The organism is Pedobacter lusitanus, from assembly GCF_040026395.1.
GTDB lineage: Bacteria > Bacteroidota > Bacteroidia > Sphingobacteriales > Sphingobacteriaceae > Pedobacter > Pedobacter lusitanus.
In genome coordinates this window covers 3,762,228-3,780,657 of sequence record NZ_CP157278.1, presented here as the reverse complement: position 1 = coordinate 3,780,657, position 18,430 = coordinate 3,762,228, and the positions used below count along the sequence as shown (strand labels likewise).

Here is an 18,430-nt window from a genome sequence, read left to right as displayed (position 1 = left end):
GCTGTTGGGAGTTTTCCTGAATTCTTACAAAGAAACGCAACTTAATTTTAATCTGCGTAAAATTCAGGTCAAGAAATCCGGAGCCTTTTTTGAAATGTCCTGAAAGCACCCCGGCCATTCAGGATTTTTTTGTTGATTTGTGTAAGCGTCCATTTAAATCAAGATCCAACAAAATGCAAACCAACATTAATTCAGTTCTAAAAAATTTAGGTATACTGGACCTGAATCCAGCTTACAGTACAGGAAACACATGGGGTGGGAAAGCAAATTCAGTAACTATTGACAGTTATTCACCGGTAGACGGCAAAAAAATTGCTGCAGTCCGGGTTGCAGACAAAGAGGATTATGAGACTGTATTAACACAGGCAGAAACCGCCTTAATTTTCTGGCGTAATCAGCCAGCTCCCAAACGTGGTGATATTGTACGCCAGCTGGGGGATGCATTACGTATACATAAAGAAGATCTGGGCACACTCGTATCCTATGAAATGGGTAAAAGCTTACAGGAAGGATTGGGTGAAGTACAGGAAATGATTGACATCTGTGATTTCGCAGTAGGTCTTTCCCGTCAGTTATATGGCTTAACCATGCATTCTGAGAGACCAAATCACCGGATGTATGAACAATGGCATCCGCTGGGCATTGTGGGAATAATTTCTGCATTTAACTTTCCGGTAGCAGTCTGGAGCTGGAATGCAGCTTTAGCACTGGTATGTGGTAATGTATGTGTGTGGAAGCCCTCTTCTAAGACACCATTATGCGCAGTTGCCTGTCAGCATATTCTGGCCCGGGTGCTTAAACAAAATGAGATGCCTGAAGGTATCAGCTCCCTGCTGATCGGTAATGCCACAGGAGATCTGATTAATAACGACAAAAGAATTCCACTCGTTTCCTTTACCGGTTCTACGCGTATAGGAAGAAAAGTTTCGGCAGCGGTGGCCACAAGGTTCGGAAAAAGTATTCTGGAATTAGGTGGAAACAATGCCATTATCATCTCAAAAGATGCAGATCTGGATATGTCAATTATCGGTGCTGTGTTTGGTGCGGTTGGTACTGCCGGTCAGCGTTGTACCTCAACCAGACGTTTAATTATCCATGAAGACATTTACGAATCCTTCAAAAACAAACTGGTAAAGGCATACGGACAGTTAAGAATAGGAGATCCATTAGATCAGCATAACCATGTTGGTCCGCTGATTGATAAAGACGCCGTGGATATGTACAACCAGGCAATCGGAAAAGGGAAAACTGAAGGAGCCAGATTTGTTGTTGAAGGCGGGACATTAACAGGAGACGCTTACAATTCCGGCTGTTATGTAAAGCCATGTGTAGCCGAGGTAGAAAACCATTATGAAATTGTACAGGAAGAAACTTTTGCCCCTATTTTATATCTGATTAAATATAAAACCCTTGACCAGGCAATTGCGCTGCAAAACAGCGTTCCGCAGGGTTTATCATCTGCAATCATGACTCTGAACCTGAGAGAAGCTGAACAGTTTCTTTCCTGCGCAGGATCAGACTGCGGTATTGCAAACGTAAACATTGGCACATCAGGTGCCGAAATCGGTGGCGCATTTGGTGGTGAAAAAGAAACCGGTGGCGGCAGAGAAAGCGGATCAGATGCCTGGAAAGGATATATGCGCAGACAGACCAATACGATCAATTACGCTGCTACATTACCATTGGCACAAGGCATTAAATTTGATTTATAGCACTGTTTAATCTTACAAAATAAAAAGAGCCGGTAGTTATACCGGCTCTTTTTATTCAGCTGACAAAAGCAGCATGAGATTATTTTAAATAGAAAACCCTGTTTAATTATAAACGGTAATATTTTTACTGGCTAAAATAGTAAACAACCCATCCCCACTACTTCCTACAAGATAGATCGTTCTTATCCCTGTAGAACCTGAAGCAAAGTCAGCAGCATTAAAAGTAATTGATGTTGCTCCTCCCTGGAGCTGATCTGCCGGAAACTGTATACTAGGTGTGCCGCTTACACTCCACATAGCATCACCCGGAAAATCACCGATTAAATTGGAATGCGTATAGGTATAAGTATAAGTTCCTCCGCTTAAATAAATTGCGGCAGGCCCCTGAATAGTAGGCCTTGGTGATTTTTTTTCTTTTACTGCTGCAGTCTGATGGTCATTCGCACTGGCAGTAAAACCGCTGAATCCAAGAGCAATGGCTAAGCTTAAAATAATGATTTTCTTCATTAGTCTTTAATTAATAAGGTTGATTAAAAGGTTAACTACCCCAAGTTAATTAAAAAAATTAATTACGAAACAAAAAGCACAAGACATTTTGGTTCTGTAATTTTATTTACAGATAAAACATCTTATGCTTATCTACCAATAGACCGCTCCTGCTATTTTCTCACCCCGCTGGTATTAGTTTTTTTAACTGCCGCACCATTCATTGCCCACCTGGACTCTACCGGTAAATTCTCTGTTTTCGAAGCAGCAAATCTTTCCGTTTTTAAACTGCCTATCCCCGCATTTTTTATTGTATGATTATCAGTTGCACCTGAAAGATCAAGATAAGCTTCTCCATCCAGATCAGTATACATACTTTCTGTTTTAGCTTTGATATAAGCCACTGCATGATCTCTTAAAATCACCTGAAGATAAGACTGTTTAAAAGTACCAACTGTTCTGACAGATGCATTATCTGAAGCATAAATTCTGTACACGTCTTTCACATAGATTGTAACCTTTACAGGTGTTTCCTCAGATGAGCTCACAGTCAGTGTATTTCCCATCTGTTTAATTGATACTTTTTCTCTCTCGCCTTCATCAATTGACACAAACTCAGTGCTACTCTGTACCAGAGAAACTTTGGTATTGCCCATTACTACTACTCTTTTAATATCATCATTAAATGAGATTACTTTCGCTGATGCAACTGATTTTTCTGATGCAAAAGAACCGAATACTGTGCCCGACAAGATGATGGCAGTCATTGCCGATACTGCTAATGTTTTGAATGAAGTTTTCATATCTTTGTTTTTAAGGTTTTCTAATTCTGTTTCTAAATAGTTTGTAATTAAGACACAAACTCCTACCAGGTGTTGCATAATTTTTCGGCTTTTATACCATGTACCTGTAAAACCCGACGAACGCCTGTAATTTTCCGACAAACCTTAATGAAAATTTTCACCAAAAAACAATAAACCCGGTCCTGCCTTTAGACTCATTCTCCTAAACAATGTCACCACAACAGGACATATTTGGTTTTTTACGCGAATAATCAACTGAAAAATCACTTTCTATTTGATCACGATTCAAAATTGATGTATGTTTAAGGATTTTCTATACTATAAGGCTCCTTTTTTTTAAACATTTACCTCATGTTACGCGTAGATAGTTCTAAACCCTGCAAAATCGTATATTCATTGTGCAAGCATGAGTATTTAGGCTATTTAATTGAACCACATATTGTTCAGCTTAATCCTCAGGGAGATTTTTCTTTAACTTATCAGCGCTTATTTAGTCATACAGCTAAAGAATTCACCAAACATCTTACAGAATCTGATCTTAAAATCATTAAGATGCTGGACGAAACAGAACAAGATCACGTAATTAAGAAATATCATAAAAAAGCGATCAGGCCTTTTGAGTTTTTCAGTAAATTTTACGACGATAAATTCTACGAAAGTGTACGCCCTAAAATTGAAAAAAAACTTGCCGAAGTACTTGAAATCCTTAAAATCAAGGATGAATTGTATCTGATGGATAAAGACGGGTGGCCGGCTGAGCGTAAAATAGAACTCGCTACAGAACCTGCTACCATATTATTTCATTTCAGAAGGAATGAGGTCGAGACACGATATTTTCCAACAATCAAATATCAGTCCCTTCGTATTGATTTCATGTTTAAAGAAGCCCAGATTGTTAGTAATCAACCCGCATGGTTGTTATTGAATGATGTACTTTATTTCTTTGAGCAGGATATAGAAGGGAAAAAGCTGTTTCCATTTCTTAACAAGCGATATATCACAATTCCTACAGCTAAAGAAGAAACTTACTTTGAAAAATTTGTTGCTCCTTTAATAGAGAAATATCATGTATATGCAGAAGGATTTGAGATCCAGACAGAAAAGCATGAGCCCAGTGCAATTCTTAAAGTAATTTATATCGAAGGCGGAATTTCCCAGCTTCAATTATATTTCAAATATGGTGAACATGTTTTTGCTTTAGGCAATGAGAAGAAAGTAACGGTTCACGTAGAGAAAAAAGACAGCAATTATATATTTACCCGTGTTAAAAGAGACACTGCATGGGAGAAACATAAATATACTGAATTAATCAAACTCGGACTTAAAAAAACAAGTGCGATCTTTTATAACCTGGAGCTCAATACCAACACCGAAACCGAAGATAAATCTTATGGTGTACTGAATTGGGTTAACGAGCATATTGAACAGCTGGAGGCTAAAGGATATAGCATCGAACAATCAACCGGTCAGAAAAAGTTCTTATTTGCTTCCAGTAAAATTGATTTTGAAATCAAGGAAGACAATGACTGGTTTGATATCAATGCCATAGTATATTTCGGGATACACCCGATACCTTTTATCTCTTTAAAACAACACATACTGCATAAAAAAAGAGAATTCCTGCTCCCTGATGGTACTATAGCAATCATTCCGGAAAAATGGTTCTCCCAGTACGGCAGTTTATTCAGCCTGTCTGACGGCGGAAAAATGCTGAAGCTGAAAAAACATCATATCGGTCTGATTAATGATCTTGCCGGTGACGGAATTGCTAATGTAACCCTACAGCGCAAGCTCCAGAAACTAAATGACTTCGAGAATATTGAAGACGTACAGATGCCTGCACATTTCAAAGGTGAACTGAGAAGTTATCAGAAAGCAGGTTATAACTGGTTCAGTTTTTTAAGAGAGTATAATTTTGGTGGCTGTTTAGCAGATGATATGGGTCTTGGTAAGACGATCCAAACCCTGGCTATGCTGCAGAAGCTGAAAGAAGAAGATGAGCTGAATAACACGCACAGCACGTCATTGATCATCATGCCCACATCACTGATTTACAACTGGCTGGCCGAAGCAAAGAAATTCACGCCCAAACTGAAAATCCTTGCTCATACCGGTAGTGCCAGGAATAAAGATGTGAGTCATTTTATTAAATACGACATTGTAATTACTACCTATGGTATCACCAGAGTAGATGTTAATGAAATACATAATTTTTATTTCAACTATATTATTCTGGACGAAAGCCAGAACATAAAAAATCCGTCCTCCAAATCTTTTAAGGCTGTCAAACAACTTAAATCAAGACACAGGTTAATTCTGAGTGGTACCCCGGTAGAAAACTCAGTAGCAGATTTATGGACGCAGCTTACCTTCCTTAATCCTGGGTTGCTGGGTACACAGGCCTTTTTCAATGAAGAGTACGTACAGGCTATTGAGAAGAAAAAAGATGAAGATAAGGCAAAAAAACTACAGGCCATTATCAAACCCTTTGTACTCAGACGTACCAAAGAGCAGGTTGCAGAAGAACTGCCGGCAAAAACCGAACAGATTATATACTGTGACATGAGCGAAGATCAGGCTTCCTATTATGAAAAAACAAAGTCTGCCTACAGAAATGATCTGCTCAGCAGTATGGATGACGGTACTTACGCAAAAAAACAGGTTCAGCTTCTGCAGGGTCTGACTGCATTGCGTCAGCTGGCAAATCATCCTTTGATGATTGATGAACACTATTTATCAGATTCAGGAAAATTTGAAAACGTGGTCCATACCCTTGACAACGTACTCAAAGGCGGTCATAAAGTGCTTATATTTTCACAATTTGTAAAACACCTGGGTATTTTCAGAAACCATTTTGAAAAAGAGCTAATTCCATTTGCCTATCTCGATGGTTCAACAAAAAACCGTGGCGAAATTGTGGCTGAGTTTCAGGAAAACCAGGATCTTAAAGTCTTTCTGATTTCAATAAAGGCCGGAGGCGTCGGGCTGAATCTTACTCAGGCGGATTATGTATTCATCTTAGATCCATGGTGGAATCCGGCAGTTGAACAACAAGCTATTGACAGATCACACCGTATCGGACAGGAGAAAAAAGTATTTATTTACAAGTTTATCGCTAAAGATACCGTTGAAGAAAAGATTCTTGCCTTGCAAAACCGCAAAAAACGTCTGGCAAGCTCTTTAATTACGACCGAAGAAAGCTTCTTCAAATCACTGAGTAAAGAAGATATCCGGGAAATTCTGAAATAACAACGTCTTAAAAACAATTTCAGCTTTGCGGAAACTGCAGGATTGCAGTATAATCTGCCCGGGAGATCATTTCGGCACCTAAACTCATCAAATGATTATTGGGTACCTGACAATCAATCAGCCTGTATTCGTTTTGCTGACAAAGCCAGATCAGCGCAGTCTTAGATGCATTACTTTTTTTACTGAACATACTTTCTCCAACAAATACCCCGTTAATTTCCAGGCCGTACAATCCTCCGGCAAGCTCCCCCTCATACCAGACTTCAACACTATGTGCCCAGCCATGCCTGTGCAGATTGATATAAGCATTCTGCATATCATTAGTAATCCAGGTACCATCCTGATCTTTTCTTGGTGTTTCTGCACAACAAACAATTACATCCGCAAAAACCTGATCCATTGTCACTTTAAAAGCACCATCCGCAATTACTTTACGCATGCTTTTACTCACTTTAATTCTTTCCGGGAAGATTACACAGCGTTCAGGAGGAGCAAACCAGCAAACCGGGTCTCCTTCACTAAACCATGGAAATATCCCGTTCTGATAGGCCAGTATCAACCTGTCCTTACTTAAATCTCCACCAATAGCCAGTAATCCATCATCGTCTGCCAATGCCGGATCAGGGAAAACCAATTCTCCTTCAGGTAACTGAAATATCATAAAGACAAAAATATAAAATTTTAAACCTAAACGTTTTATATCTGTCATACCCAACAAAACAGCCTGATACCATGGATAGAAAAGATAATTTTACCAACATCAAGCATCTCTATAACAGAGCCGGTTTCGGAATAGCCTATCCCGATTTGCTTCAGCTAAGCAAAAGAAAAATAAGCAAGGCGATAAAAGGTCTGCTTACCGTTTCAAACCAGGGAACTGAGCTGACAGTAATTACACCTGATGAATTTAAACAGCAACAACTTATCCTCTCTGGCCTCAACGGCAAAAAAGAATTAAGCCCCGACGAAAAACAACAGCGGGAAGACATCACCAAAGCACGTAACGAGAAAAGCCGGGAACTTAACCTGAGCTGGATTCAAAGGATGATTACAACCGAAAATCCGCTGCTGGAAAAGATGACACTGTTTTGGCATGGACACTTCGCCTGCCGATCCAATAATCCGTTTTATGCACAGCAGCTAAACAATATCCAAAGAAACAATGCTTTGGGCAACTTCAAAACTTTGCTGCTTGAAGTATCCAGGTCACCGGCTATGCTCGACTATCTGAATAATCAGCAAAACAGAAAAGGCCATCCCAATGAAAATTTCTCCAGGGAACTGATGGAGCTGTTTACTTTAGGCCGCGGCAATTACACAGAGAATGATATTAAAGAAGCAGCCCGTTCATTTACCGGATGGGCATACAATAAGTCCGGTGATTTTGAATTCAACCAGCGGGCACATGATGAAAAGGAGAAAACCTTTTTTGGACAAACCGGCACTTTTGACGGAGAAGCCATAATTGACAGGATACTGGCCAGGCCCGAAACCGCAACATTTATTTGTCGCAAACTATATATTTTCTTTGTTAATGACACCCCCGACGAAAATCATGTCAAAGAATTAGCCGGTCACTTTTACGAACAAAAATATGACATCTCTGCCCTGATGAACAGCTTGTTTAGTGCAGAATGGTTCTATAGCAAAACCAATACAGGCAATAAAATAAAGTCTCCGGTAGAGTTTCTTGTGAATCTGAGCAGAGAGTTTTACGTTACCTACAGCAAGCCGCAGATTTTAATACAATTACAAAGCAGTCTGGGCCAGTACTTATTTAATCCCCCTAATGTCGCAGGCTGGCCAGGAGGAAAAACCTGGATTGACAGTTCTTCGCTGATGCTCCGGCTAAAAATCCCTTCGCTGGTTCTTAATGATGGTATTCTTGATTTTGACGGTAAAGCAGATCCCGAAGATGAAGCCGTTATTGCGCTGAATAAAAAACAAAAACCCAGACCTGTCAGATCTTATATCAATGCAAAAGCAGACTGGTCTAAATTTCTGGCCTGTTTTCCTAAAGACATGAAACAAACCGAGCTCGCTGCTTTTCTGCTGGAACCACCGGTAGACAAAAAAATCAGTGATGTTATTGCATCCAATATTAAATTAAAAAATACGGCAATTGCAGTGACCAGTATGCCGGAATATCAACTGTGTTAGCTTAAATGAAATGGAAAGAAGAGACTTTTTAAAAAATGCCGCTTTTGCAGCAGCAGGAACTCTGGTAGTTCCGGCCTTCATGAAACCTTTTGAAGCACTCGCGCTGGATGAGCTGAGTTTATATAAAAACCTGGTTGTTGTTCAGCTCTCGGGCGGGAATGACGGGCTGAATACAGTTATTCCATTCGGTAATGATATCTATTATCAAATGAGAAAAGGCATAGCAATAAAACCAGATGAAGTCATCAAACTAAATGATATGCAGGGATTGAATCCGAATCTGAACTGTTTGAAAGAACTTTACGATCAGGGATGGATGACCATCATTAATGACGTGGGCTATCCTAATCCTGACCGCTCACATTTCCGTTCCATGGATATCTGGCAAACAGCCAGTGATGCCAATCAATACCTTTCCACAGGCTGGATAGGCCGTTATCTGGATTCAAACTGTGAAACCTGCAAATTCCCCTATACAGCTATTGAAGTTGACGATAGTCTATCTCTGGCAATGAAAGGTATGAGCAAAAAAGGGATCGCCTTAAAAGATCCTGCGGCCTTGTTCCGTAATACCAATGAGCCCTTTTTCAGAGACATGATTAACCGAGACAAGGACCATCTGGATGAAGACAATCTCGGATATCTCTATAAAACGATGATAGAAACCTCTTCTTCTGCCAATTATATTCAGAATACATCCAGGATCTATCAGCCCAATTACACCTATCCCAACACAGCCTTTTCCAACCAGTTAAAAACGGTGTCCCGGTTTATCTGTTCGGGATTAAAAACCAGGGTTTATTATGTTTCTTTAAGCGGTTTTGACACCCATGTAAATCAGCTAAACCAGCAAGGACGCTTATTGCAGCAATATGCAGAAGGCATGAATGCTTTTGTGAAAGACCTGCATCAAAACAATAAACTGGAAGATACCCTGGTAATTACTTTTTCCGAATTCGGACGCCGTGTAGCACAAAATGCAAGCAACGGAACTGATCATGGTACAGCAAACAATATGTTCCTGTTTGGCGGACGCTTAAAAAAGCAGGGAATATACAATGGAGCACCAGACCTGGGCAACCTGGATAATGGTGATCTTAAATATCAGGTAGATTTCAGGGAAGTATATGGCACCATTCTGGATAAATGGCTGGATGTCAACAACTCACAAGTACTCAACAAACGTTTTAACACCCTCGGTTTTATTTAAATACCAATTAATCCAATTCGGACAGCATGTGACATTGCTTCTTTACTATCCTTAAAAAGGCAGGTATGAATCCCCTTTTCCTCCGCTTTTCTTAACAGATCAAGTGCGGCATCCTGTTTTTCCTGTCTGATATTCCTGATATAGATAGCCTCTATACTTTCCGGATACTTTATAGCAATTGTCGTATAAATCTCTGTATCGCGCTGTGAATTATCGCCAAAAAGTATAAATTTCTGATTTGGGAAGGCATCTATAATCCGCATTATCCGCATCAGTTTACCTTCATGCCCCGTTTTCCCTGTTTTTAACAAATCTTTCCACCTCTTGATCTGATTCAGTAAAAAAGAACCCTCCGGTAATTGATTAAAGCTAAAAGTGCTTACCAGGTAATCATATAAATTCCATTCGCTGCTGGAAACATAAAAAAAAGGATTAGGATGTTCAGCATCAGTATGAGACAAAGCCAGTAAATTATAATGAGAAGCAACACCCGGAAAGGTTTTCCGGGTGTGCGGATTCTTAATAAAAAGTTCTCTCAGTCTCCTGCCAATAGTTGCAGAATGCGAAATCATAATCGTATCATCAATATCAGATATAAATGCATACTGCGTAACATGAGGCACGTAAATTTGCCCTGTACTCTCAGCGAGGACCTCCCCATGATCACTCAGGGCCTCTATCCGGACTGGGTGCCAGCCGGCACTCACACTTTCCATGGCCTCCCATTCGAATTTGAAAAACCCATCATATTCAGTGGTCTGATAAACGGTCTGCTTATAAAAAGTCAGTCTGACTTTAACCCATGGATATGGTTTGAGTATAAACATCCTGATCAGATAAATTATATTCTTAAAAAAATTATTGCTGTACTTCTGGTCATTCTTAGCCCTGAATTTAAAGACGTGTCCATAAACAACAAGATTGTGTGTATGGCCATAACCGTGATATATCTTTACGCTGACAGAATTATTCATTATAAATCAAACAGAGCAGGCGCATAGTTGTTTGTGATATTGAACAATACCTATAAACAATTACCGGAATGAAATTACTTTTTATTGTCAATCCAGGTTCGGGAAGTGATGATATAGATTTCAAAACGGTGATATCGGATTTTTTCAAATCCCTTGAGCATACATTTGAAATTTATGAGCTTACGGCAAACTGTAATCCCGAACAGATCAGAGCAGCTATAGATGAATCAAAGGCAGATCGTGTGATTGCTGCCGGCGGAGACGGGACATTAAAACTGGTCGCAGACCTGTTGAAAGGCACGAAGGTCCCGATTGGAATTATTCCAGCCGGTTCTGCAAATGGTATGGCCAGAGAAATGGGCATACCACTAAACATTGAACAGGCACTTGCGCTGACTATAAGCGGAGAAACCAAAGAAATTCACGCAGTAGTTGTAAACGATGAATTCTGTATTCACTTATCCGATATTGGCTTCAATGCCTACATTGTTAAAAAGTTTGATGATCTGCCACAAAGAGGAATGTGGGGTTATACCAAAGCCTTATGGAAAGCCCTGTGGAGCCACCATAAAATGGAAGTAGCATTCAGTATAGGAAACGAACTTATCCGCTCAGAAGCGGCTATGGTAGTTATTGCCAATGCGACCATGTATGGGACCGGTGTAAAAATAAACCCTGATGGGAAATTAGATGATGAAGTTTTTGAAGTTATTCTGGTCAAAAAATACTCCTTTCTGGAAATCTTAAAAATACGCTTCACCAACTTACCTTTTAATCCTGAAAAAATCGAATCCTTTCAGACTGACAGCCTGCTTATAAAGACCAGAAACAAGGTACACTTCCAGGTAGACGGAGAATATATAGGTAAAGTCAATAGCATTCAGGCAAAACTATTACCAGCAGCTATAACTATGATTTTTAACCCGGAAAAGATTACCTGAAATATTTCCGATGTCCCTGCAGCACATAAAAAGCTCTGAAAAATTCAGCGATAATGCATATCCTGAACAAAACACCAAACCACTGTGCCCCGCTGGGAAATAATTCAGGCAAAAGCGTAATAAACCCAATAGAAAACACAAAAAGCAACAGCCGGAAAGGAAACTGAATATAATTGGTAATTATGCCATATTTTCTGAACTGAAATAATCCGGCAGCAGAAACAAACAGGGAAAAGAAGATTAATAGCGTTAAAACAACTCTGGCTACAGAAGTTGCATCGCCGGGGATTTCCTTGTAATTCACTAAGACAGACCAGATCTGAGGACTCATGGAGACAATGCTGATCACATCCAGCAAAGCAAATAATTTGAATAGAAAACGCATTTATTTACAATATTTTTCGAGTAGTTCGTCAGCCAGTGATGAACCCATATATTTAACAAACAGAAAATCTTCGCAGGCACCCTGTTTATCTTTTTGCTTTAATCTCTTTTTTCCCTCTTCTATTCTTTTTTCCAGATAACTGTCATCATAGCCCAATTCTTTCTTTAAAGCTGTGATCCGACCCTCCTCCGCTTCGTTATAATTGCCAATGGCCTTATTCCGGTAAAAATTAGTGATCACCTCTGTGAGCCCTTCATTTGCCTTATAGGCAGCAATCGCTTTATTTCTTTGCTGTGGATTCACAGTAGCGCAGTCCCCGTCCGAAAGAATAAAATTTACCGGTGCAATCAGCACATAAGTGGTATCATAGTTATCAGGTACCTGCCATTTTCCACTACTCAGTCTGATCAGGCGCAGCGCTTCCTGATCGAGATCTATTCCCAGTCCGCTGCTTACCTTTGAAGTATAGACCTCACCCGAAAGATTCACTTTAAAACTAATATTAATCTTTCCCTGAATACAGTTTTGCAGTGAATATACCGGATAGATAATATTTGTCCGGATAAAAGCATCCAGTCCACCCTGAAGCACTGGCTGTGCCTTTACAGACAGCCCAATGAAAAACAGGAATAGTACAAGAATCTTCTTCATCCCGTAATTTACGAAATTATTCGGCAGGAATGTTAAAAGTACGGTTAAGAATCAAGCCCGGATCAGGACAATTATTAAGATAAACAGCACGGTTAGAAAACTGACAGACTCCCGGATAGTCACCTTCTTTGCCCTGCATATCAAACATCAGTTGAAAATGCAGATGCGGAGGCCAGTTTCCATTTTCAGCCGGAATACCAAAAGCAGCAAACGGAGTACCGCCTGCAATAAATTGTCCAGCCTGGAGACCGTTAAGAGAGGCCAGACTTAAATGACCATAAAGTGCATATAAAGTGAGGCCGTTAAGTTCGTATTTTAAAATGATTGTCGCACCGTAATCACCAAACTGATTATTGTTCTTAAAACTATGTACTACGGCATCATAAAAATTAAAGATCTGAGTACCGGCCGATGCCCAGATATCAACCCCAAGATGTAATCTTCTGGGTTCCTCTGCAGTATCAAAATGAGCACTTCTTGAATAAATTGTCCTGTGTTCATTGTATCCGCCAATACCGTAACGTGAGCTGGTATCTTCGAGTTTTTTGGTTACCCATGCAGAGAAAGCTGCAGTATCAGCAAGAATCTGATCAGTCAGTTCCAGGTTTCCCGCTGTAAAATCAAAAGGATACAAACGATCAGCAGATGAATCAAAACTGACTACGCTGCTGATCCTGTTTTCAGGGTCCGATGCCCATTCCTTAAGTTTTTCCAGAGGTTCCATCAGAAATTAATCCTCTGTTGTTTCTTCTTCCGTCCCCTGTTCTTTGCGGTCCTTTGAAATTTTATCAAATATTTTATCCATGTGCTCTACATAGGTATTTGTATCATCCACAAAGAAAGTCAGTGTAGGCACAACTCTCACCTGGTGACGAATACGTGCGCCCAGCTTATACCTGATTTCTCCGGCATGAGAATTTACTGTAGCAATTGACAATCCGGTATTATTAGTGCTTAAAAAGCTCAGGTAAACCTTTGCAACTGCTAAATCTGGAGATACACGGACCTTTGTAATCGTAACTAATGTATTGGGTAAGTATTCTGCCCCTTCTCTTTGAAATATCGTAGCTAATTCCTCTTGCAGTACACCGGCAAATTTCTGTTGACGTTTACTTTCCATGTTTTCTTGTTAATTTTAATATAATAATTTGTCATAAGGATACCTTACCGTATGCAGTGCCACAACTTTATCGTATAAAAGTTGTTTGAACTCTTCCAGGTTCTCCTTATTCAGTGCTGAGATAAATATTGACGGCGTATTATGCTGCGCCATCCAGCTCTTTTTGAAATCTTCCAGCGTTAATGTCACCTTTTCCTCTTCATTCATTTCATCAGCCTCAGGATTAACATAAGCATCAATTTTATTGAATACCACAATCGTTTCTTTATCCCTCGCGCCAAGATCTTTCAATGTCTCATTGACCACGTTGATCTGATCCTCAAAACTTGAATGAGAAACATCTACCACATGGATTAATATATCGGCTTCCCTTACCTCATCCAGTGTTGATTTGAAACATTCAACAAGGTGATGCGGTAGTTTGCGTATAAATCCAACAGTATCCGACAATAAGAAAGGCAGATTATCAATCACCACTTTCCTTACTGTAGTATCCAGGGTTGCAAACAATTTATTCTCTGCAAAAACCTCAGATTTGGAAATCATGTTCATGATGGTAGACTTACCCACATTGGTATATCCTACCAGGGCCACCCGGATTAATTCATTCCGGTTCTTGCGCTGCGTTTCATTCTGTTTATCGATCAGTTTCAGTCTGCTCTTTAAAAGAGAAATTTTCTCCAGAATCATCCTTCTGTCACTCTCAATCTGAGTTTCCCCTGGACCACGCATACCAATACCACCTTTCTGGCGCTCTAAGTGAGTCCATAAACGTGTCAAACGTGGTAATAAATATTGCAGCTGGGCTAATTCAACCTGAGTTTTAGCCTGTGAGGTCTGAGCTCTTCCCGCAAAAATATCAAGGATAAGATTACTCCTGTCCAGGATTTTCACTTCCAGTTCACGCTCTATATTCCGCAGTTGCGAAGGAGATAATTCATCGTCAAAAACGACCATATCAATATCCTCCGACTTCACGTAGGCTCTTATTTCTTCTAATTTCCCTGTTCCAACAAAGGTAGCTCTTTCCGGTTTCAGCATTTTTTGTGTAAAAACACTATCCACCACACCACCTGCTGTATCTACCAGAAATGTTAATTCGTCTAAATATTCTTTTGTTTCCTCCGGTTTTTCTCCCGGTCTGATCACCCCTACCAGGACAGCACGTTCCTGCTTAACAGCGGTATCATAAGTTTTCGCTTTTCCCATGTAAAGTACAAAGATACAAAAGTTATACCGAGATCAACTCCTCTACGAACTGATGCATTGCTGCTCCCGGATCTGAGGTCTTCATAAAATTTTCACCAATCAGAAAACCGTTAAATCCAGCTGTTTTCAGCTGCTTAATCGTCTGAGGGTCACTGATTGCACTTTCAGAAATTTTCAGAAATTCTTTTGGAATCTGATCAGCCAGATCAAATGAAGTCTGAATACTGACAGAAAAGTCTGCCAGATTACGGTTATTAACACCAATGGCATCAATATAAGGGTTGATACTGCGCTGTAATTCTTCCAGATTATGTACCTCAAGTAATACATTCAGCCCTAAACTTTTTGCCAGTCTGCCAAAGTTCTCTATCTGCGCCGGAGTAAGAATTGCAGCGATCAGCAGAATAATATCTGCACCCAGAGCCTTTGCTTCTACAATCTGATACTCATCAATCATAAAGTCCTTCCGTAAAAGCGGGACACTGTTCGCTGCTCTTGCTGCCAGTAAATCATTGGGATGTCCACCGAAAAAATCAATATCGGTCAATACAGAAATCGCTGAGGCTCCTGCAGCTGCATAACCATTGGTTACTTCTTCAACTGCAGACCGGTCGTTGATAATCCCCTTTGATGGCGAACGTCTTTTGAACTCCGCAATAATACCGGTACGCTTAGGATCAAGTATAAATTCTTTCAGCACATATGGCGTCCTGTTAAAATAAACACCGGCTTCCAGTTCTTTGATGGATACTAATTTCTTAGCCTGTTCAACTTCTTCTGTTTTTCTGAGAACGATTTTATCTAAAATATTCATAGTGTCTATTTTAATTTTCCAACCAATTTTTCATCATCTCCTTACCATATTCGGTCAGTACACTTTCAGGATGAAACTGCACACCACGAACATCATAAGTCTGATGTCTGAGTGCCATAATCTCCTGGCTGGCATCTGTAGCAGTAACTATCAGATCTGCAGGGAATCCTTCCTGACTTACAACCCATGAATGATAACGGCCAACATTAATTACTTCCGGACAGTCATTAAATAAAAACTCTTCCTTATCAATTACATTTATAGGCGTAGCAATTCCATGCATAGGTCTGCCCAGATTTAGTAGCTGACCACCAAATGCCTCTGCAATAGCCTGCTGTCCGAGGCAAATCCCCAGAATACTTTTTTCAGCCGCATAAGTCCGGATAACCTCTAAAAGCAAACCCGCTTCCGAAGGTATACCAGGGCCCGGTGATAATAAAATTTTATCAAACCCGGCAACGTCAGCAATAGCAAATTTATCATTTCTCCATACTTCAACCTCACTGCCTAATTCATTAATTAAATGCACTAAATTATAAGTGAAGGAGTCATAATTATCTATGACTAATATTTTCTTTTGCATGTCTTTAGTTTAAATTTTATTAATCTCTTTAGCCATTCCTATTGCTTTACGCAGGGCAGCAATTTTATTATTTACCTCATTCAGCTCGTTTATAGCAATCGAATCGGCTACAATCCCGGCGCCAGCTCTATAATGCAGCTGATTATTTTTACTCATAAATGTACGGATCATGATTGCATGATTAAATGAACCATCAAAACCCATGTAACCAATGGCACCTGCATAGAAATTGCGCGCCAGCCCTTCGTATTCATCTATAAGCTGCATGGCTTTATATTTCGGTGCTCCGCTTAAAGTACCGGCCGGGTAAGTATCAGCAACAACTTTAAATGCCGAAACATCCTTTTGTAGTTTACCACTTACTTTTGAAACCAGGTGAATCAGGTGAGAATAATATTGAACTTCTTTGAAGGATTTCACTTCAACACCTCTGCAGTGTCTGCTCAGATCATTTCTGGCCAGGTCAACCAGCATCACGTGCTCTGCACTTTCCTTAGGGTCCTGTTCCAGCTTTCTGGCCAGTTCAGCGTCCTCTTCATCATTACCGGTACGTTTAAAAGTTCCGGCAATCGGGAAAATATTGGCAGCTCCATCTCTGATAGTAATCTGAGCTTCGGGCGAAGAGCCAAAAAGTTTAAAACTTCCGTAATCAAAATAGAAGAGATACGGAGAAGGGTTAATCGAACGTAAACAACGGTATACATTAAATTCATCCCCCGAAAATCCCTGATTATAGGCTCTGGAAGGGACAATCTGAAATACATCGCCACGCAGGATATGTTTTTTCATCTTCTCCACAACATCCATAAATCCTTCGTTAGTCAGATTGGATTGCTCATCACCTACAGTATCAAAGCTATATTCAGGAAAATTTTTATTTTGAATCAGGTATTCAATTTTTTCCAGGTCGTCATCTTCTTCCTCATTAAAATTATTTTTAAACAAGGTGACTTCGTTCTTAAAGTGATCTATGGCAATAATATAGCGATAGACATGATACTGCATCAATGGAATTTCTTCCCCTTTTGGAGATTCTGCAGTAAATTTGATATCCTCAAAATACTGTACAGTGTTCCAGGTAAAATAACCAAACATACCTGTAGAAATGTAGCGTTTTTCCTGCACAGACTGCGTGTCAAATCTCGCTTTAAAGGCTTCGATTTCTTCTGTCAGGATAAATTTGTCCTTCACTTCTTTTTCGCCGTTTGGAAAATAAGTGGAAAGCTGTCCGTTTTGAAGCATAATTCCTGCTACAGGTTCTGCACAGACATAACTCACTGAATTCTCCCGGCTGTGGTAATCCGAACTTTCCAGTAGCAGGGAATTTGGAAAAACGTCCCTCAATCGCAGATAAATACTTACCGGCGTAATCGTATCTGCTAACCTTTTTTTAAAAACTGTATTGATTTTTATCTTCTCCATCTGAAAAATATTAAACAAAAAAAACCCGACGTGTTGTACGTCGGGTTAGTATGTGTGGTTTGGTTTAGGTTGATAAACTATAATGTACACGAGACTGCGACGAAACTCTTTTCAGAATTACCGCGCCACTGCCAGGTTGTATGTTTATTGTTAATCATTGAGTAGCAAAAATAGAAATAAATCTTACAAACCAAAATTAAATCGTAAAATAATTATCACATTCCAAAGAAATGGCGGCTCGGATCAACTTTAACCATCGCAAAAATTGCCCCTACGATTAATAAAAGTGCCAGTCCAAAAAATATAGCTATGGTTTTATGTTTGGCTAACGCAGTAGTTCCTCTCTTAGAGCGGGCATTACCAACTGTAATTAAAACAATTGCAATCAGCATCATGGAAATATGCTCCATTTTCCAGTAACGTTGTATAGCTACAGAACTATCTCCTTTATACCAGTCATGCATAAAATAAATAGCCAATCCTAAAAGGAGCTGAATATGCGAACTGATTAAAGTAAATACATTTAATTTACGATTACCTTCGGTATATGGTTTCTTTCCCACATATCCCATTAATGCACTGATAAAAGCAACCAGCAATAAAATGATTACTAAATAACGCCATCCAGAGTGCGCACTCTTCAAGATTTCATAAATACCCATAACAATTTTTTTCTTCAAAAATAAGAAATTAATGCTTGCTTATAAGAGC

At 39.7% G+C, this 18,430-nt stretch carries 18 protein-coding genes; 5 read left to right on the top strand and 13 right to left on the bottom strand.

The window, feature by feature from the left end; genetic code table 11:
- Positions 1–173: 173 nt before the first annotated feature.
- Complete coding sequence (amaB, locus tag PL_RS16260; protein ID WP_041883380.1) at positions 174–1,712, top strand: L-piperidine-6-carboxylate dehydrogenase; 1,539 nt, start codon at positions 174–176, stop codon at positions 1,710–1,712.
- A 102-nt stretch (positions 1,713–1,814) separates the two neighbouring features.
- On the opposite strand, the gene PL_RS16255 is transcribed toward amaB, so the two are convergent.
- Positions 1,815–2,219: a hypothetical protein gene (locus PL_RS16255; protein ID WP_041883379.1), complete on the bottom strand. Its 405-nt coding sequence runs from the start codon at positions 2,217–2,219 to the stop codon at positions 1,815–1,817.
- Positions 2,220–2,371: 152 nt separating this feature from the next.
- A complete protein-coding gene (locus PL_RS16250) occupies positions 2,372–3,001 on the bottom strand; it encodes a GIN domain-containing protein (RefSeq protein WP_348619908.1) in 630 nt (209 codons plus the stop codon).
- A gap of 351 nt (positions 3,002–3,352) precedes the next feature.
- Here PL_RS16250 and PL_RS16245 point away from each other — a divergent pair, with 351 nt between their 5' ends.
- Complete coding sequence (locus PL_RS16245; protein WP_041883399.1) at positions 3,353–6,250, top strand: DEAD/DEAH box helicase; 2,898 nt, start codon at positions 3,353–3,355, stop codon at positions 6,248–6,250.
- Positions 6,251–6,269: 19 nt separating this feature from the next.
- Here PL_RS16245 and aat read toward each other — a convergent pair whose 3' ends face one another.
- Positions 6,270–6,911, bottom strand: a complete 642-nt coding sequence (aat, locus tag PL_RS16240; protein ID WP_041883398.1) for a leucyl/phenylalanyl-tRNA--protein transferase — start codon at positions 6,909–6,911, stop codon at positions 6,270–6,272.
- A 71-nt stretch (positions 6,912–6,982) separates the two neighbouring features.
- Here aat and PL_RS16235 point away from each other — a divergent pair, with 71 nt between their 5' ends.
- A complete protein-coding gene (locus PL_RS16235; RefSeq protein ID WP_041883375.1) occupies positions 6,983–8,410 on the top strand; it encodes a DUF1800 domain-containing protein in 1,428 nt (475 codons plus the stop codon).
- A 10-nt stretch (positions 8,411–8,420) separates the two neighbouring features.
- Positions 8,421–9,620 carry a DUF1501 domain-containing protein gene (locus tag PL_RS16230; RefSeq protein WP_041883374.1) on the top strand — a complete coding sequence of 400 codons (1,200 nt, stop codon included), beginning with the start codon at positions 8,421–8,423 and terminating at the stop codon, positions 9,618–9,620.
- Here the strand turns inward: PL_RS16230 and PL_RS16225 are convergent.
- On the bottom strand, positions 9,617–10,447 hold the full coding sequence (locus PL_RS16225; protein ID WP_348619905.1) for an App1 family protein: 831 nt from the start codon (positions 10,445–10,447) through the stop codon (positions 9,617–9,619). The two genes, PL_RS16230 and PL_RS16225, sit on opposite strands and share 4 nt — an antisense overlap.
- 215 nt (positions 10,448–10,662) lie before the next feature.
- On the opposite strand from PL_RS16225, the gene PL_RS16220 reads away from it, so the two are divergent.
- Entirely contained in the window at positions 10,663–11,535 is an 873-nt protein-coding gene (locus tag PL_RS16220) for a diacylglycerol/lipid kinase family protein (RefSeq protein ID WP_041883373.1), read from the top strand.
- On the opposite strand, the gene PL_RS16215 is transcribed toward PL_RS16220, so the two are convergent.
- From PL_RS16215 to PL_RS16175, 9 genes are all read right to left on the bottom strand, one after another.
- A complete protein-coding gene (locus PL_RS16215; RefSeq protein WP_041883372.1) occupies positions 11,528–11,920 on the bottom strand; it encodes a hypothetical protein in 393 nt (130 codons plus the stop codon). The genes PL_RS16220 and PL_RS16215 overlap by 8 nt on opposite strands.
- Entirely contained in the window at positions 11,921–12,571 is a 651-nt protein-coding gene (locus tag PL_RS16210; protein WP_041883371.1) for an energy transducer TonB, read from the bottom strand.
- A 16-nt stretch (positions 12,572–12,587) separates the two neighbouring features.
- Complete coding sequence (locus PL_RS16205; RefSeq protein ID WP_041883369.1) at positions 12,588–13,295, bottom strand: peptidoglycan DD-metalloendopeptidase family protein; 708 nt, start codon at positions 13,293–13,295, stop codon at positions 12,588–12,590.
- Positions 13,296–13,301: 6 nt separating this feature from the next.
- Complete coding sequence (rbfA, locus tag PL_RS16200; protein ID WP_041883368.1) at positions 13,302–13,691, bottom strand: 30S ribosome-binding factor RbfA; 390 nt, start codon at positions 13,689–13,691, stop codon at positions 13,302–13,304.
- 15 nt (positions 13,692–13,706) lie between these two features.
- The gene (gene hflX / locus PL_RS16195; protein WP_041883367.1) at positions 13,707–14,900 is read right to left on the bottom strand and encodes a GTPase HflX; all 1,194 of its coding nucleotides are present in this window, start codon (positions 14,898–14,900) and stop codon (positions 13,707–13,709) included.
- A 22-nt stretch (positions 14,901–14,922) separates the two neighbouring features.
- Positions 14,923–15,714, bottom strand: a complete 792-nt coding sequence (gene trpC, locus PL_RS16190) for an indole-3-glycerol phosphate synthase TrpC (RefSeq protein ID WP_041883366.1) — start codon at positions 15,712–15,714, stop codon at positions 14,923–14,925.
- Positions 15,715–15,724: 10 nt separating this feature from the next.
- On the bottom strand, positions 15,725–16,297 hold the full coding sequence (locus PL_RS16185) for an anthranilate synthase component II (RefSeq protein WP_041883364.1): 573 nt from the start codon (positions 16,295–16,297) through the stop codon (positions 15,725–15,727).
- Positions 16,298–16,306: 9 nt separating this feature from the next.
- The gene (locus PL_RS16180) at positions 16,307–17,719 is read right to left on the bottom strand and encodes an anthranilate synthase component I family protein (RefSeq protein WP_041883363.1); all 1,413 of its coding nucleotides are present in this window, start codon (positions 17,717–17,719) and stop codon (positions 16,307–16,309) included.
- 215 nt (positions 17,720–17,934) lie between these two features.
- The gene (locus tag PL_RS16175) at positions 17,935–18,399 is read right to left on the bottom strand and encodes a cytochrome B (RefSeq protein WP_316933277.1); all 465 of its coding nucleotides are present in this window, start codon (positions 18,397–18,399) and stop codon (positions 17,935–17,937) included.
- Between the last annotated feature and the right edge of the window lie 31 nt (positions 18,400–18,430).

Excerpts from the sequence above, each read along its gene's own strand:
- amaB (WP_041883380.1), top strand. The coding sequence starts at position 174 with ATGCAAACCAACATTAATTCAGTTCTAAAAAATTTAGGTATACTGGAC.
- PL_RS16255 (WP_041883379.1), bottom strand. The coding sequence starts at position 2,219 with ATGAAGAAAATCATTATTTTAAGCTTAGCCATTGCTCTTGGATTCAGC.
- PL_RS16250 (WP_348619908.1), bottom strand. The coding sequence starts at position 3,001 with ATGAAAACTTCATTCAAAACATTAGCAGTATCGGCAATGACTGCCATC.
- PL_RS16245 (WP_041883399.1), top strand. The coding sequence starts at position 3,353 with ATGTTACGCGTAGATAGTTCTAAACCCTGCAAAATCGTATATTCATTG.
- aat (WP_041883398.1), bottom strand. The coding sequence starts at position 6,911 with ATGATATTTCAGTTACCTGAAGGAGAATTGGTTTTCCCTGATCCGGCA.
- PL_RS16235 (WP_041883375.1), top strand. The coding sequence starts at position 6,983 with ATGGATAGAAAAGATAATTTTACCAACATCAAGCATCTCTATAACAGA.
- PL_RS16230 (WP_041883374.1), top strand. The coding sequence starts at position 8,421 with ATGGAAAGAAGAGACTTTTTAAAAAATGCCGCTTTTGCAGCAGCAGGA.
- PL_RS16225 (WP_348619905.1), bottom strand. The coding sequence starts at position 10,447 with ATGTTTATACTCAAACCATATCCATGGGTTAAAGTCAGACTGACTTTT.
- PL_RS16220 (WP_041883373.1), top strand. The coding sequence starts at position 10,663 with ATGAAATTACTTTTTATTGTCAATCCAGGTTCGGGAAGTGATGATATA.
- PL_RS16215 (WP_041883372.1), bottom strand. The coding sequence starts at position 11,920 with ATGCGTTTTCTATTCAAATTATTTGCTTTGCTGGATGTGATCAGCATT.
- PL_RS16210 (WP_041883371.1), bottom strand. The coding sequence starts at position 12,571 with ATGAAGAAGATTCTTGTACTATTCCTGTTTTTCATTGGGCTGTCTGTA.
- PL_RS16205 (WP_041883369.1), bottom strand. The coding sequence starts at position 13,295 with ATGGAACCTCTGGAAAAACTTAAGGAATGGGCATCGGACCCTGAAAAC.
- rbfA (WP_041883368.1), bottom strand. The coding sequence starts at position 13,691 with ATGGAAAGTAAACGTCAACAGAAATTTGCCGGTGTACTGCAAGAGGAA.
- hflX (WP_041883367.1), bottom strand. The coding sequence starts at position 14,900 with ATGGGAAAAGCGAAAACTTATGATACCGCTGTTAAGCAGGAACGTGCT.
- trpC (WP_041883366.1), bottom strand. The coding sequence starts at position 15,714 with ATGAATATTTTAGATAAAATCGTTCTCAGAAAAACAGAAGAAGTTGAA.
- PL_RS16185 (WP_041883364.1), bottom strand. The coding sequence starts at position 16,297 with ATGCAAAAGAAAATATTAGTCATAGATAATTATGACTCCTTCACTTAT.
- PL_RS16180 (WP_041883363.1), bottom strand. The coding sequence starts at position 17,719 with ATGGAGAAGATAAAAATCAATACAGTTTTTAAAAAAAGGTTAGCAGAT.